This is a genomic window from Microbacterium pratiae (assembly GCF_047302165.1).
Lineage (GTDB): Bacteria > Actinomycetota > Actinomycetes > Actinomycetales > Microbacteriaceae > Microbacterium.
Genome location: NZ_CP154843.1, coordinates 2,519,800 through 2,534,707 on the forward strand (window position 1 = coordinate 2,519,800; position 14,908 = coordinate 2,534,707).

The window sequence follows — 14,908 nt, forward strand, 5'->3', positions numbered from 1 at the left end:
CGTGGGAGCCGGTGCAGGGGTCTCGGTCATCGTGACGGTGACCGTCGGTGTCGGTTCCGGCGTCGCGCACCCCGCGAGCATGAGCACAGCGGCGATCAGCGCCGCTCCCCCGAGTCGTTTCATACGCCAGAGACTATCGATGTCGGCCTGGCAAGAGAGCCGCTGGGCCGGAGTAGGCGGAACCCAATCACGAAATCACTCACGTATTTTACGGCGGCTACGTCATCCCCTTAGGTGCTCGTCGGTAATGTGACCCTATGGAACCCTCTGCACCACTCCCCGCGAAAACCTCTGCATCACGTCCCGTGAGAAACATGGTCCTTCCACGCGGCCCTGGTTCGTTCCAGAAGACCAAAAAGGCCTTCGCGGATCTCGAGCAACGGGCGACGGCTGCGGGGTGGACCTACGCGACTCAGACGCGCAAGAGTGGATCGGTCGAGGTACCGTGGGTCTTCGATTTGAACTTCCCGAGTGGATCTGGCCACCGTCCGATCCGCATGCGGACCACACAGGCCGTCCTCCGGATGTTGGACCAGCAGTTCGAGTCTTACCGACTATCGGCGAAGTATCAAGCGCTCATCGACACGCAGAGCGGCGAAGTCGAAAGCGCCATCTCCACTCGGGCAGTGAACACGATGAGCACGCGCCGCACGCCGTGGGATCTTCCAGGAATCGAGATCACCGACGACAGTCCACTGACACCTGATGCCGAGACGGAGGATGCTACTTCTCCGAAGGGCTGGCGCCTGGTCGTTGCAGACGCCGAAGTGACCATCGAACTCTCCCCCGCGAGCCCCATGTTCGAGGCCACCTTCCCGTACCACGGCGACGTGACCGTCAAGGTCAAGCACAGAGACGGCCCCAGGGGACCGCGCGCGGACATCCTGCTGGAGGAGTTCGTGGCACATTTCTTGATCGAGCTTGAACTGCAGCACGGGCTTGGGGCTGAGCTACGCCGGCGCACACCGGAACGGCCCGCTGGCATTGGCGTGACTGCGTCCGATGTGCCACCGAGGTTCCCTCAACTGCGCTACTCCACCGAGGCGATGTCGTTCTACTGGTACGGAGCGAAGGCGTTCGGCATGCCCCTGCTGCAGTACCTCGCCTTCTACCAAGTTCTAGAATTCTACTTCTCCGCCTTCACCCGCAGGGCGGTCGTCGAGAGACTGCGCTCCCAGATCAAAGATCCACGCTTTGATCTAAGAAACGACACCGCAATCGACGGCCTGATCGAGGCGACGCGCGCGGCACACGCGGGCCTGAAGCGCGAGCTTGATCAGTTGCGTCACACCCTGGAAGACTGCGTCACACCTGAAGCGTTGCGCGACTTCATCCGGTCGAATGAGCAGCTTTCAGCGCATCTCCTCGCGCCGAAGTCCGCGATACGAGGAACGTCAGCGCTGCGCCTCGACGCCGATGACGACGAGCTGATCCGTGACGTCGCCGAGCGCGTCTATCGCGTACGCAACCGAATCGTCCACACGAAGGCTGGCGGCGAAGAGGTAGGCGTGGAACTCCTCCTACCGACCAGCGAGGAGAGCAACTCGATGTGGCTAGAAATTGAGCTCGTGCGCTGGCTCGCCAAGCGAGCTCTCGTCCACGGAGCATCCACGCGATGAATCTGCCGTCGACTCGACAGTAGCAACACCGGACCTGGCATCCGCCGGCCCGTCACTGGCCTTCTGTTCCCCTCATAGCCCAGAAGAACGAAGAATCGCGCCCCGGCGTCCTCGCCCGTTTGGGGAAGAACGACGGGGCGCGCGGTTTCGGGCGATGCTCAGACGGTGCTCGAGGCATCGCCTCCGGACGCCCGCGCCCCGCTACCGACCTCGTGCGAGGTGAGCGGCGCGTGATCGGCCTCGTAGGTGCGGATCACGTTCACCGTCGGCGCGGTCTCGACGATCGCGAGCGCGGGGGTCGGGTCGGCGGGCAGGGTTGCGAGGATGAGGCGCAGCAGGGAGACGAGCGCGGCGATCGCTGCCGCCTGCAGGACGAAGAGCCAGTCGACGTCGGTCAGCAGGACGGGGCCGACGAGTCCCGCGGCGAGGGCCTGGCCGAACGTCTTCACGGTGCGTTCGACGGCGGCGAGCCACCACGGGAGGTGGACGCCGTCAGCCTCGGGTAGACCCGCGAGTGAGGTCGCGACGGACGCGATCGCGCCGAGCAGGCCGGCCGAGATGACGGACGTCCAGGGCACCTCGGTGAGCAGCGAGCCGCCGAGGTAGGGCAGAGCGATCGCGATCGCGGTGTAGAGCGCGCGCGTGGCGGCGCTCTTCCACCAGAGCGCATCGGTGAGTCGGGACAGCTTCATGGTGACCTCCTCAGGTCGTGGGGTTGGGCGCGCACAGCACGGCCGGTTGAGTGGTGGGGAGTCCGGTCTCGGGATCGATGACCTGCACCGTGAACTCCCTCGCGGTGTAGCCGTCGGGGCAGGTCGGCCCGGCGGGTCCAGGCGATCCGGTCTCGCCGGGAGCACCTTGGACTCCGGGCGGTCCGGGCTCGCCCTGGGGGCCAGCGGGACCGGGCGCGCCGTCGGCGCCGGACATGCCGTTGTTGCCGTCTTGTCCGGCCGCACCCGGCGCCCCCTGCGGACCGGGCGGTCCGGCGGCGCCGGGCTCGCCGTCGTCGCCGTTCGCGCCGCGTAGCCCGGCGGGTCCGCGAGCACCGGTGGCTCCGGGCTCGCCGGTCACGGGCGCGACTTCGGCGGGGTCTTCGCCGTCGGGTTCGACGCCGGGGAGCGTGAGCAGCTGCTCGTAGAGCTCCTGCGCGTTCGCCTGCGACGCCTGCAGGTCGGCATACATCTCCTGGTTCTCGGCGCGCAGCTGCGCGTTGTTCCACGAGACGGCGACGATCGCGCCGAGCACGAGCATCACGATGATGGCGCCCAGCACCTTGTACGCGGCGATCCACGCCCGCGTCGATATGCCGCTCATCGACTGACCACCTGCTGAAGCCCCGATGTGACCGTCCATACGATGACACCTCCGATCACTGAGAGCACGGCACCGAAGGCGGCCAGGGCGAACGAGAACATCTGCTGCGCGCGTTGCTTGCGCAGATCCTCGGTCACCTGGCGCACCTCACGGTTGCGCTCGTCTTCCTTCGACTCGAGGTCGCGGAGCCGGGCATCCTGCCGCTCGTCGCGCTCCTTCTGATTCGCGGTGACCTGAGCAAGCATCGCCTGCGTGACCATCCCCGAGGCGAGACCGTCGAGACGGCTGTTCACCTCCGCCCGGGTGGCTGAGAGGTCTTCGCGCAGGATCTTGAACAGCGACGGCGGGAGCTCCTCCCCCATCAGCTCGCGAGCCGCTTCGACTGCTCGTCGAGCAGCGCCTTCACGAGCACCTTGATCGTCGCGTCGGTGAGCGTGCCGACGCTGCCCTTGACTGCCTCGGCGACCACCGGTGTGATCTGCGAGACGAGCGAAGCCTCGTTGACGTCGACCTTCGTAACGAGCTCGGCGATCTTGTCGTAGCTGATCGGCACGTACTCGGCGTCGCCATCCTGCAGGCAGATCTCGCGCAGGATGTCCCACGCCCGGTCGTTGATCGGGGTGAACACTTCGAGGCCCGAGAACAGGCCGCGGCCCTGCGCGCTGCGGCTGCCGGGCCAGCTGAAGTGATCGAACTTCTCGAACGACAGCGGATGCCAGTACCCGAACCCGGCGAGCACGATGCCGTTGCGGTGCGTGTTCGACGCGTACGAGATGAGGAAGTGCTCGTTGGTCTTGACGCCGCCGACGACCTCGGCGACCGCGTCCTTGATTTCCTGCTTGGAAGCCATCTCGTCGTACTCCTTCGGTTGGGGGTTGAGGGGTGTTGCGCCGCCTCCGGCGGGTGCCGGGGCGGTGTAGTGCCGTTCGGGGTCGGTGTGGGTGCCGGACTGGATCGCGTCCCGGCCACCGACCCGGCGCTCGGTGTGGGAGTGCGGGCCGGTCACCAGCCCCGTCAACCCGAGCGGTGCCAGGTACTCGCCCTCGGCGACCCGCTGGCCGGGCCGGCGCCCGTTGAGGTGCGCGTGGTGGGCGATGTTCCAGACGACGTCGCCGGCGCGGACGCCGATGATGTTCCCGAACACGCCGGAGTAGAGCGCGAACGCGATCACCCCGGCTTCGGGTGAGACGTTGCCCTGGCCGCCGCGGTCGGCGCCGTAGTGGAACGGGCCGACACCGGGCACGTTCAGAGTGCGGGGACCGTACGGGGACGTGACCTCACCAGTCGAGGGTGGAGTGGGCATGTCAGACCTCGATTCCCAGCGCCTCGCGCTGCTCGTGGGTGAGCTCGGCGTACGGCGGCAGCGTCTCGATCCACCAGTCCGCCGGGTCGGCGGCCTCGATCTTCGTCGTGTCCACGCGCACGGCATCCCACGACTGCGCCTCTTCGGTCTCCCACGGCCAGAAGATCTCGAAGTACACGACCGGGTCGGCGGTCTCGGCCGCGACCTCGCGCGCGTACGCGGCGATCTGGTCGAGTCCGGTGCCGTCGCCGGTGATTCGGTAGCCGGCACCTGTTGGGTCCAGGAATGCGCCCGGGTCCGTCGGCGCCGGCTCGTGCGCGATCGTCAGCCGCCGCATCACTCGGCCCCGCCGGACTCGGGGTCCACCTCGTCGGTGGGCGGCGGGAACGCTTCGTCGTAGGCGGCGAGGGATTCCTCGATCTTCGCCGCCTGGGTGCGGGCGCCGCCGGCCTGCACGGCGTAGTCCTGCGCCGAGGCGAGCGCGGCGGCACGGTTCATGTCGAACTGTGCCGCCGACGCTCGCAGAGACGCGGCCTGCTCCTCGAGCATCGCTCGGATGATGGGGTCGCTCATGGGTGCTCCTATGCGATTCGGATGATGTAGCGCTGCGTGATGTACGGCTGCAGGTTGGGGTGCGCCTGACCCCCACCGGCCGACAGCGTGTTCACGCCCTGCGGGTAGACCTGCAGGCCGTCCTTGTCGAGGTCGTAGTCCTGCCGGATGCCGGTTCCTCCGCTGTTGGCCGTGACGACCTGCCCGTGTGAGTGCGCGGGCATCTGCGCCTCGGTGAGCGTCACCGTCTTGGCACCGCCGGTCTTGCCGACCGTGTTGAACTCGGTCTGCGAGGCGTCGAAGCCGACGACCACGCGGCCGTTGGTGTTCGGCAGGTTGAACGTCGTCGACCCGTTCCCGGCGCCGTAGTCGATGCCGATGAGCGCGAATAGCACGGGGTATTGGGTACGCGAGAGCGCCGAGCCGTCTTCCCACGCCCAGCCGGGGCCGGGCAGGACCTTCCCGGGCCAGAGGATGGTCGACCCGATCGGCAGGACGACGGTCGCGCCGACGCCCGAGAAGAGGTCGCCGTCGAAGTACCCGTCGCCGCCGACGTCGAGAGCGCCGCGGTTGCGGTACTTCTTGACGCCGACGCCGTCGCGTGTCCAGTCCATGAGGATGTCCGCGGTCGCGACGGTCTTCTCCCACGTGACGGTGCGGAGTTTGTCCGTCACCGTCACGCGCACGTCGTACGCCTTGGTGATGTCGAAAACGGCACCGCCGGAGAGGAGGAAGAACGAGTTGTACGTGAGCCCGGTCGGGGTGAAGACGTTGCGCACAGTCCATGTCTGCGCGCCGCGCTCACGCGACCACACCCGGACCGTGAGGCTGTTCTTCTCCTCGGTGTCGGGCTTGAGCGACTGCACCGCCGCAGCGAGGTCGATGCGGAGGTGCGCGCCGGCGTCCTCATCCGGCGTGCCGGTGGAGGTGGCGCGGCGGATCGTGCCGTCGACCTGCGGTGGCGCGTAGGGCAGCACCCTGACCAGCGCGGTCTTCGTTCCCACGCGGCCGCGGGAGTCGGTCACCGCCGCGCCGATCGCGCGATCGCCGGATGCTGTCAGCGGGACCGTGCCGCCGGACGCCGCCGTGACACCGTCCACGGTGAACTGCCGCGCTCGGATGGTCGACCCGTAGACGCCTTGACCGTCAATGGTGGCACGCAGCAGGGACTCACCCTGCACGAACGCGCCGACCGCCGCGACCACATCCGGGTTCGCGTCCTGCACCGTGATCGCCCCCACGGTGGGGATGACCGAGGCCGGGACGTTCAGCCGGAAGTTGTGTTGCGTCGAGCCGATCTGGTTCCGGTTCGCATCCAGCGTGTACGCGGTGAGGGTGCTCACTGCGGTGGTGTCGTTGGGGATCGCCTCGAGCATCGACCACGCCGGCGTCCAGTCCCACCGGTCAGCGACGCCGCCGCGAAGGCCGACACGCTGACCCGCCCAGTCCATGTAGATGTCGTGCTGGAAGGTGTCCGACGCCCGGTTCATCACCAGGGTCGTGACCTGATCCGGCCGCACATCGTGCATCGACGGGAGGATGGTGATGCTCGACACCCGCGGGATCTGCGGCGCCCAGTAGGAGTCGCCCGCGGAGGCGCTACCGAGGTCCGCGCCACTCGCCGACGCCGAGTATCCGACATTCTTCGAGCCGTCATCGTTGTGACGGACCGCGAAGCCATCGGCCCACAGACGTTGCCGCCCGTTCGGGCCGATGTCGTAGCGGCTGGACCCCGAGCGCTGCTGGCCGTCGACGCTCACGGTCCACGAGACGTCGCCGTAGTACGAGTAGGAGCTCGTGTTGACGAGCCACAGCTCGCCGGCGTTCCACGAATCGTTGTTCGGGATGCTCGTGGACCGCGTCCCCATCGTGACCTCGAGGACGATATTCGGGCGGCGCGAGAACTTCGCGGACGCCATCAGATCGCCTTCACGACGGTGCGGGTGCCCTGCTTCTGGATCTTGACGTTCGCCAAGTCGACCTCCTCACCCACGAACCGCGGGGCGATGAACTGCCCCGCGTCGAGATACGCCCCCGGCACGCCGTTCACGTTGAACGTCATGTTCGAGGGCGTGATCTTCACCGCCGTTGCCGCGCCCGGCGATCCGACCTCGAGCCCTTCGCTCGTGATCCGCACGTACGCCGCGAGACCGTCGGCCTTGTCCTGCGCCTCACGCGCAGCTGCCTGAGCAGCTGCCGCGGCGACGGCCGCGGCGGACGCCGACGAGCGGACCTCACCGACCTGCCCGCCCAGCGACGACACCTGATCGGTGACGCCGTCGATCTCGGACCGCTGAGTCGAGAGCTCCGCCGCCTGATCCGAGACCTGACCGGCGATGAGGGTGATCGCACCGTTCGCGGAGATGTCGAGGTTCTGCCCGAATCCCGAGGTCAGCATCGAGGTCTCGACGACCCCGCCGCGCATGACGTCGAGCCATGCCTCTTCCGCCCAGATGCTCTCGGCATCGAGGCGAATACCGGTGAGCTTCCCGTAGGTGCCCTCACCGATGTTCACCAACGGGAGGTAGCTCTCATCGAGCTCACCGCGCACCCACTTGCCCGCGGTCCACCGCCACGTCTCGAGCAGCTTCCCGCCCACACCCAGCGACGACCACACCTGCCAGATGTCGCCGTCGCGGGAACCGGCCTCGCCCTCGGTGGGCGCGTCGGTGTCGTTCCAGATGACGTTCTTCGCCGCCGCGGATGTGTAGGCGGAGTCGGCGCGCCGCTGGGCTGCAGCCGCTGCGGCAGCAGCATCCGAAGCCGCGCGTGCGGCGTCGAGGACAGCGGCATCCTGCACCGCTACCCAATGGGTGGTGTCCACGGCCAGGGCCGAGAAGGTGCTCGGCCGGTAGCTGGCGAGACCGACCTGCGTTCCGGCGTACTCGGTCGCGGAGACCGTCAGGACCCCCAGCGAGACGCCGGCGTCGCTGAACACCTCAGCGGTGATCGTCGCCGCAGTGACGGTGACAACCAGTCGATACCAGACGCCGTTCACCGGAGCGCCGTTTGCGAGCTGCAAACCGTTGCCGATCGCGGACGCCGACGCAAGCCCATTCGACAGCCGCCTGATCTGCAGGGAAGCGGTCGTCCCCGAACCCTTCCGGGTGTCGAGAAGCGCGGCGTAACCGGTCGACCCGTCTCCCGCCACGACCACTCCCGCGAGCGCGGGCTGCGTTGCAGTGTCGATCCGCGTCCACGCTTCGACGGTGTAGCCGTCTTGGCGAGAAGCGACGCCGCCGGCCGAGAGGAAGTACTCAAACGCCGTGCTGGTGCTGCTGTTCCGCGTGCCCGCCCCGCCATCCTTGCCCGCAGTGTCCGAACGCACGAACGTGCCCGGGTGGGTCTGGGTGGTCAGCAGCGAGCCGGCCGTGCCCAGCGAGTCCCGGGCTACACCCCCCGCACCGGCGTAGGGCTTGTTTCCATCGTCGGTGTCGAACCACAGCCCGATCGGGTCCGCGGGCGACGGCGGGGTCGGCTGCGAGTACACCCGCGACTTCCCTGCCGCGTCGAGCGCGGCACGCTGCGCATCGGCGATCGCCTTGGAAGCATCCCCCTGCGCCTTCTGAATAGCCTCACCGATCAACGGGTCTAGCTCGCCCGAGCTGACGGATGCGACCTTGATCGACGCGGACGCCGACGCAGCCGACGTGCGACCCAGCGTGTCCACCCACACGAGGCGAGCGAACATCGTGGCGCCGACCGTGCCGCGCACCGTCGCGACCTGACCGGCCCCGCGAGCGGGCACACCGACACGCGTCCACGGTCCCGTCGAAGCGGGCGCCGTCTCGGCGTAGAGCAGCTGGAGCGACGACGGCGCCGCCGCCCCGGTTGAGAGCTTCCCGTCCCACCCGATCAGCACCATGCCGAGGCCCGTCGTGAGAGACGGCGCCGACGTTGCGGTGGTCACATGGGCAGGTGCGGCACCGGTGATCGTTATGGTCGCGGACGGGTCGCCCCACACCCCGAGAGCTGTGCGGGCGCGCGCACGGAAGCCGCGAGCCTTCCCCGTGGGCACGGTGATCGTGACCTCACGAGTGGTGGTCTCGAGCAACGGCGCCCATGCCTGCCCGTCCTGGACGAGAACCTCGTACGCCGCGACCTGAATCAGGCCACCGTCGGTGGCCTGCGTGACCGCATCCCACGTGAGGCGAACCGTCGCTGTCGCGGTCCCATCGGAAGCGAACGCACCCGAGTTGGATGCGACCGCGAGCCCGGTCGGCGCCTTCGGAACGATCGACACAGGGCGGGCGGGCGTCACCCCGATCTCCGGGGACAGCTGCGACCACACCCCGGCGCGGGAGCGCGCCCGCACCGCGATGAGCCGGTTCTCCCCCGGCGTCCACGTGGCGACGGGCGTCGACAGCGCGGTCGCGCGGGTCAGGAGCGACATCGGTTCGTTGACCGGCCGTGACCACACCTCGTACGTGTCGATGTCAACGGCGAGCCCGTCGACCGCCTGCGTGACGGCATCCCACGCGATCGTGACTGTGGACCGCTCGGAGCCGTCCTCGCCCCATGACCCGACGTTGCTCGCGACACGGACCGCGGCAGGCGGTAGCGGGGCGGTCTTTGCCGGCGCCGCTGCGGGAGGCAGTGCGACGCCGGAGCCGCCGATGATCTGGCCGACCGACGCGGCGGCCGAGCGCTTCGCGAGCTTGGCCTGCAGGCTGAGGAGCTTCGACCCGACGACCGCGGTCGCCTTCACGAGCCCCTTGGAGTCCTTCGACACGTCCAGCCCGATGACGCGCAGCACCTTCTTGCCGCGACGCGTGCGGGCGGTGACGACGTCGCCAACCTGGAACGAATCCCACGGCACGGGCACGCCGTCGCCGGAGAGCTCCCACTCGTAGGACAGCTCCTCCTGCATCGCACGGGACTCCGCCAGGGCGGGCTGGACGTTCTTCTCGGCGACGTCGCGGGTCTTCGCGCCCGGCTGCGTCATGACCTTGAACAGGTTCCCGAAGCGGCCTTCCGCGCCGGTGTTGTTGAAGTGGGTCCAGCCGAGCTCGTACTGCACGACGATCGCCGTCGCCGGGTCGAACTTCCGCGACGCCGGCGCCCGAGAGAAACCCGGGCCGCCGAGAGTGACGGTGTCGGAACGGTCGGTGCCGGTGCCGGGGTTGGCGGCGCGGAGCTGGTAGCCCTCGGACCACCACTCCATGTAGCCCTGCTCAGCGAGGGTCTGCATCACACGGCTGAGCGGCGTCGTGAACAGCGGCCACGCCATCGATACCCGCTGATTCCACGGCTGTCCCGCAGAGTCGGTCGAGTCGGTGAAGCCGAGCGTAATGCGGCTGCCCCACCCCGACGCGGCCTGCGCGACCTGAATCAGATCACGCAGCACGAAACCAGGCGTGCGGTCGGTGTATCGGCGCTCGAGGTCGTCGACGGAGTCGCCGTCGCGCCACCAGAGCGGGTAGCGCGCGGCGAGCCACGGCACCATCGAGGAGCCGGTGAACTTCACCACGCCGTCGGTGTCGACGCTGTCGCCCGAGTCCTCGTCGACGATGAACAGGTCGTTACGCGGGACGCGCTTCCACCGGCCGGTCGCCGACGTCGTGTACTCGACGATCACGAGGAACGGCGCGTCGAGCTTCTCCGAGGTCTTCTCGGACACGGTGAACTTCACCGACTGAGCGGAGTATCCCGTCCACGCGATCTCCATCGTGTCGAGCACCCGCCCCGGGGTGCCGTCGTCGTTGGCGAGGCGGAGGCGGATGTCGAGCACGAGGAACTCCTTAGATCAGGTACGCCGCCCGTCCGCGCACCTGGACGGATGCGCTACTGCGACTGGCGGTGGCAACGGTGAGGGCGCCGGCACGCTCGGCGGGACTGTTCGACCACGCGGGCGCGATCTCGAAGGTGCCCCGGGGTCCGCCGAAGTCCGCGGCGCCGGATACTTCCGTGCCGCCGGTCCATGTGTCGGTGGTGGTGAGGAACGCGCGGCCGGTCGCGCTCTCGAACCGGAGCCACTGCGATGCGGTGACGGGTCCGGTGTAGATGAACCACGCCCCAGAGCTGTCGGTGACCTGCAGGCCGGTGACCGCGCCCTTTACGCGCACCATCGCGTCCTGCACCTCGAGCGAGAGCCCGGAGAGCAGGCCGCTCACGGCGACGGAGGCAGCCGACAAGGCGGCGGCCGTCGTGGTGACGAGCGGGCCTCGCGCTGACGCCGCGGGGACTCGGAACACGACGCTGAGGTCGACGATGCTGTCCGCGCCGCCGCGCCCGCTTGGCGAGCACGAGACGAACTCGACCACGCTCTCCCCCGGCTCGTACGTGGAGTCGAGGACGCCCCCGGCCCGCACGAGTGCCTCGAGGGTGCGAAGGTGGGCACGCGGGGTCTCGATGACGAGCATCGTCGTCGGCACGTCCAGGACGCCCGGCGCCGGCGAGACCGCACCGTGGCGGCCCGGCCGGCGCAGAGACGACAAGGCGTTCGACAGATCCGCCAGCGGTTTGGACCGCGACCGCACGACCCAACCGAATCGCGCATCCTCGAGCGAGACCCCGTTGAGTCGATACGTCACAGCTCCGCCTCTCGTTCTTTTTGCTCCGTGAACCGGTCAGCGACCGGGTCGGTGTGAATGGGGTTCACCTCGGTGATGTGGACCCGCGGCTGCTCGGCGAGGATCCGCCCCAGCTCCACCGCGAAAGCACGAGCATCGAGCCCGCCGACCGCTCCCCCGGTGATGCCCCCCTGCGCCATCATCTGCGGCGGGGAACCCGGCATCCGCCGGAACCCCTCGAGCAGCAGCGCCCAGGAACGCGCCGACCCGTCCAGTGGAGCGAACAGCTCGGGCACGTCGCTCCGGTCGCCGACAACACGCCACGTGCTCGGAGGCACCATCTGCGCGAGCGACTCCATCGGCTTGAGCCCACCGCCGCGGACGCCGCCCTGTGCCATGAACTCGAGCACACCGCCCTGCGCCATCGGCTTGCCATAGATCGACTGCAGCTGGCCAACGAAGTTCCCGACCTTCGAGATCGCGGAGACGGTGACGGTCTTGTCCTTCACCTTGCTGAGCTCCGTGACGACCGCCCCGATGCTGCCCAGCGCGGCGCCGGTGTTCGCCGAGATGTGCGTGCTGCCGTTCGGGATCGAGTTCACCCGATCGACCAACGCCTGCACCTTAGACTGCTCGTCGGGCGCGTTCGACGTGATCTGGGTGATCTCCGACTCCGGGATGCCGGCGTAGGCCGCGATGAGTTCCCAGGCCTGCACCTCGGTGAGCCCCATCGCCTGCAGCTGCGCAGCCAACGCACCAGCACCATTGCGCCAGCGTTCGCTCAACTCGCCCTGCTCTTCTCCGGCTGCAGCCGCGGCCGATTGCTGAGCGTAGAGCGCGTTGACGGCAGCGGACGCCTGATCGCGCAGCGCCTGCGCCGCCTCCGCACTGCCGTCCTGCGCAGCAGTGACACCGTCGAGGGCTGCGGCCAGGTCGGTCGTGCGGTCGTTCAGGGTCTGCAGCGCGATTTGCGGATCGATGAAGTCGTTGAAGCGGCTCCGCATCTCTTCGAGCTTGTCGTTCCCGGCGTCCGTGCTGTCGCCGAAAGCGCGCATGGCGTCCTGCAGCTCGTCGATCTCCGTGGTGTCGGCGAACGGAGCGATGATCCGTCGGGCATTCTTCAGGCCCTCGACCATCTGCTCAAGCGGCCCCGAAACGAAATCTCCGACCGCCGTGTTGGCAGCGATGCCGAAATCGAGCGCTCCGTTAACGAGGTCACGGAAGAACTGGAGCACTGGTCCGCGATTGCTCGCGATCCACTCCGCCCCGTCCGCAAGCGGCTCGGCGAACGCGGCAGCAAGGGCTCCCTTGATGCCGTCGGCCGCGACCTCAATGCTTCGCTGCGCCTGCTCGATCTTCGTCGCGTCATTGCTCGCGAGAGTGTCGAACATTCGCTGGGCGGAGCCCGCGACCCCGTCGAGCTGGTCGACTGCGTTGGACAGATCCATCGCGAAAAGGGCGTCGCCGAGATCCTCGGCTTTCGTCCCGAAGAGTTCGACGGCTGCGGCGTTCCGCGCGACAGGGTCTTCCGTCTCGCGGAGCTTGTCGAGAACCTGCTGCAGGCCCTCGCGCGCACCGTCCCCACCAGCAGCGATCTTCGCCGTCATCTCCTCCGCGTCGAACCCGAGCCGCTTGAAGCCCTCGGAGCTCGCCTTAGACCCGTCCGTCGCGCGGATCTGAAACTCCTTCAGAGCGTCCGCCGCGACGTCGCTGTTGCGCGCGCCGGCGTCGAGCGCCTGATTCAGCAGCCCGAGAGCCTGTGGCCCTTCCAGCCCCAACTTCCGCAGGACCGTCGGGTACTCGATGAAGGTATCGAGAAGATCCTGCCCCCGGTCGACGCCGTTCCGAGCACCCGTGGCGAGGAGGTCGAACGCCTCCTGAGAGGTCTTCGCGAGCCCGGTCCGCAGGAGTGTCGTGACCGCCTGAGCCACAGGCTGCACGTCCTCGTCTAGAACGTCGGCAATACCCGCGAGTCCTTGGATGACAAGCTGCGCGTTGCGCGTGGTGGCGTCCGGGTCAATGAGTTGGAGCTGCGTCGCGATGCGAGCGGTGTTCATGTTCGCACCGACCGACTCGCCGAAGACGCTGGCGTACGCCTCTCCCGCGGCTCGCGCGAACCGGGCGGCTGATTCCTCGTCGATGCCGGTGAGCGCCTCGAGCCGGTCGGTTCGCTGCTCGACGGCCAGGCCGTCCTGGATCGCTCCGGTGATGGCCTTGCCGATGGCGACGCCGGCGAGGACGATCCCGCCAGCTACCGGGATGGCAGCGAGAGCGGAGACGAGGGTCTCCTCGATGTCTCCACCGACCACCTGGCCGACCTTCTCGCCGGCTCCGCGGGTGGCGGCGTCGAGACCACCGGTGAGCGACTTTCCGCCGCGCTCGCCCGCATTGCGTGCGAAGTCGGCGACGTGCTCGAGCTTCTGCTTCGCGCCGCCCTCGTTGACGTCGACGAGCATCTCGGCTCGGGAGCCGTCGAGATCCTTCAGGACGGCGCGAGCAGTGTCGAGCTTCGCCTCGGCCGCAGCGACGTCTGCTTCGACCTGGACCGTGGGACGCAGGGCGCGCAGGTAGTCGAGTTCGCGCTCGATGTCGGCGATCGCGTTCTCGGCGGCCTTCACCTCGGCGTTGATCCGCAGAGCGGTGTCCTGCGACACAACTCGTGTGGTGGCCTTCTCGACGCGCTGGATGTCCTTGATCGCGGGCTCGACGACAGCGAGAACTTCGATCTGCTCACGCGCGGAGGTCAGGCCGTTGAGGTTGCGCTCGAGCTTGGACAGCTGCGCCTCGGCGCGGCGGATGTCCGCGGTGACGTCCAGGCCGCCGAGCGCGCGCACCTGCAGGCCCTCGATGCGTTCCTGGACGCGCTGGACGCTCTTCTCTGCCCGGGTGATGTCGAGATCGAGGCGGCCGGCGGCGGCCTCAGAGACGGCCTTCTTGGCGGCCTTCTCGACGCGCTCTGCCGCGGCGACGGCGCCCTCTTCGCGAATCTCCATCCGCATCGGGTTGGTGACGGCGTCCGCGAGCGCCTTCGCCTTGTCCTCGGCGACGCCGTATGACTTGGTGAGGACGGACTGGATCTTGTCGGCCGACATCTTCCCGGCGCGCTCGGACTCGAGGAAGTCGCGCACGAGCTGCTGCGACGTCGACTTCGACGCGCCCGCGGCGCCGGCGAAGGATGCAGCGAATGCTGCTTCGACACGGTCGGCGGATGCGATCGCGCCCTTCGCGTCGGCGTCGACCTTGAGGGGGTTCTTCTCGACCCGCTCGCCGGTCGACTTGATGGTCTTCTCGGCCTTCGCGACCTGGTCGACGTTCGCGGTAACGAGGACTTCGACCTCTGCGGCGCGAAGGGCCATTAGTCACCTCCCAGGGTGAGCGCTGCCCGCAGCCGCGTGGGGCTGTCGATCAGCGAGAAGATGTGTACCCGGATGCCAGGCCAGGGGCGGGCTCGGACGGCGGGGTCCCAGAGGTCGAGGCCGTACTCCTTGATGAGGTCGGCCTCAACGACGCGCCAGTTGCTGACGAGGGCGAGCACAGAACCGTCGATCGGCTTGGTCTTGACAGACGGCGTAGCAACGGGGAGCTGCTCCTCGGGGACGGGGCGATAC

General features: G+C 68.4%; 12 protein-coding genes. 1 reads left to right on the forward strand and 11 read right to left on the reverse strand.

What is annotated here, in order from left to right; genetic code table 11:
- Positions 1 to 314: 314 nt before the first annotated feature.
- Positions 315 to 1,619 (forward strand): hypothetical protein, encoded by a 1,305-nt coding sequence (locus AA0Y20_RS11985; protein ID WP_412939421.1) that lies wholly within the window; start codon positions 315 to 317, stop codon positions 1,617 to 1,619.
- Positions 1,620 to 1,777: 158 nt separating this feature from the next.
- Here the strand turns inward: AA0Y20_RS11985 and AA0Y20_RS11990 are convergent, their stop codons facing one another.
- Genes AA0Y20_RS11990 through AA0Y20_RS12040 form a run of 11 tightly spaced genes read right to left on the reverse strand, consistent with a single transcriptional unit; the run spans position 1,778 to position 14,835 of the window.
- The gene (locus AA0Y20_RS11990) at positions 1,778 to 2,311 is read right to left on the reverse strand and encodes a holin (protein WP_412939422.1); all 534 of its coding nucleotides are present in this window, start codon (positions 2,309 to 2,311) and stop codon (positions 1,778 to 1,780) included.
- 10 nt (positions 2,312 to 2,321) lie between these two features.
- A complete protein-coding gene (locus AA0Y20_RS11995) occupies positions 2,322 to 2,933 on the reverse strand; it encodes a hypothetical protein (protein ID WP_412939423.1) in 612 nt (203 codons plus the stop codon).
- Positions 2,930 to 3,295: a hypothetical protein gene (locus AA0Y20_RS12000; protein ID WP_307221859.1), complete on the reverse strand. Its 366-nt coding sequence runs from the start codon at positions 3,293 to 3,295 to the stop codon at positions 2,930 to 2,932. Before AA0Y20_RS12000 ends, AA0Y20_RS11995 begins: the two co-directional genes overlap by 4 nt.
- Positions 3,295 to 4,236 (reverse strand): M23 family metallopeptidase, encoded by a 942-nt coding sequence (locus AA0Y20_RS12005; protein WP_412939424.1) that lies wholly within the window; start codon positions 4,234 to 4,236, stop codon positions 3,295 to 3,297. The genes AA0Y20_RS12000 and AA0Y20_RS12005 overlap by 1 nt, the downstream gene beginning before the upstream one ends.
- A gap of 1 nt (position 4,237) precedes the next feature.
- Entirely contained in the window at positions 4,238 to 4,573 is a 336-nt protein-coding gene (locus tag AA0Y20_RS12010) for a hypothetical protein (protein WP_412939425.1), read from the reverse strand.
- Positions 4,573 to 4,809 (reverse strand): hypothetical protein, encoded by a 237-nt coding sequence (locus AA0Y20_RS12015; protein ID WP_412939426.1) that lies wholly within the window; start codon positions 4,807 to 4,809, stop codon positions 4,573 to 4,575. Before AA0Y20_RS12015 ends, AA0Y20_RS12010 begins: the two co-directional genes overlap by 1 nt.
- 8 nt (positions 4,810 to 4,817) lie before the next feature.
- Positions 4,818 to 6,707: a DUF859 family phage minor structural protein gene (locus tag AA0Y20_RS12020; RefSeq protein ID WP_412939427.1), complete on the reverse strand. Its 1,890-nt coding sequence runs from the start codon at positions 6,705 to 6,707 to the stop codon at positions 4,818 to 4,820.
- Positions 6,707 to 10,519, reverse strand: a complete 3,813-nt coding sequence (locus tag AA0Y20_RS12025; protein WP_412939428.1) for a hypothetical protein — start codon at positions 10,517 to 10,519, stop codon at positions 6,707 to 6,709. Before AA0Y20_RS12025 ends, AA0Y20_RS12020 begins: the two co-directional genes overlap by 1 nt.
- A gap of 10 nt (positions 10,520 to 10,529) precedes the next feature.
- Positions 10,530 to 11,321 carry a hypothetical protein gene (locus tag AA0Y20_RS12030; RefSeq protein ID WP_412939429.1) on the reverse strand — a complete coding sequence of 264 codons (792 nt, stop codon included), beginning with the start codon at positions 11,319 to 11,321 and terminating at the stop codon, positions 10,530 to 10,532.
- Complete coding sequence (locus AA0Y20_RS12035) at positions 11,318 to 14,656, reverse strand: phage tail tape measure protein (protein ID WP_412939430.1); 3,339 nt, start codon at positions 14,654 to 14,656, stop codon at positions 11,318 to 11,320. The genes AA0Y20_RS12030 and AA0Y20_RS12035 overlap by 4 nt, the downstream gene beginning before the upstream one ends.
- Entirely contained in the window at positions 14,656 to 14,835 is a 180-nt protein-coding gene (locus tag AA0Y20_RS12040) for a hypothetical protein (RefSeq protein WP_412939431.1), read from the reverse strand. The genes AA0Y20_RS12035 and AA0Y20_RS12040 overlap by 1 nt, the downstream gene beginning before the upstream one ends.
- Positions 14,836 to 14,908 lie beyond the last annotated feature (73 nt).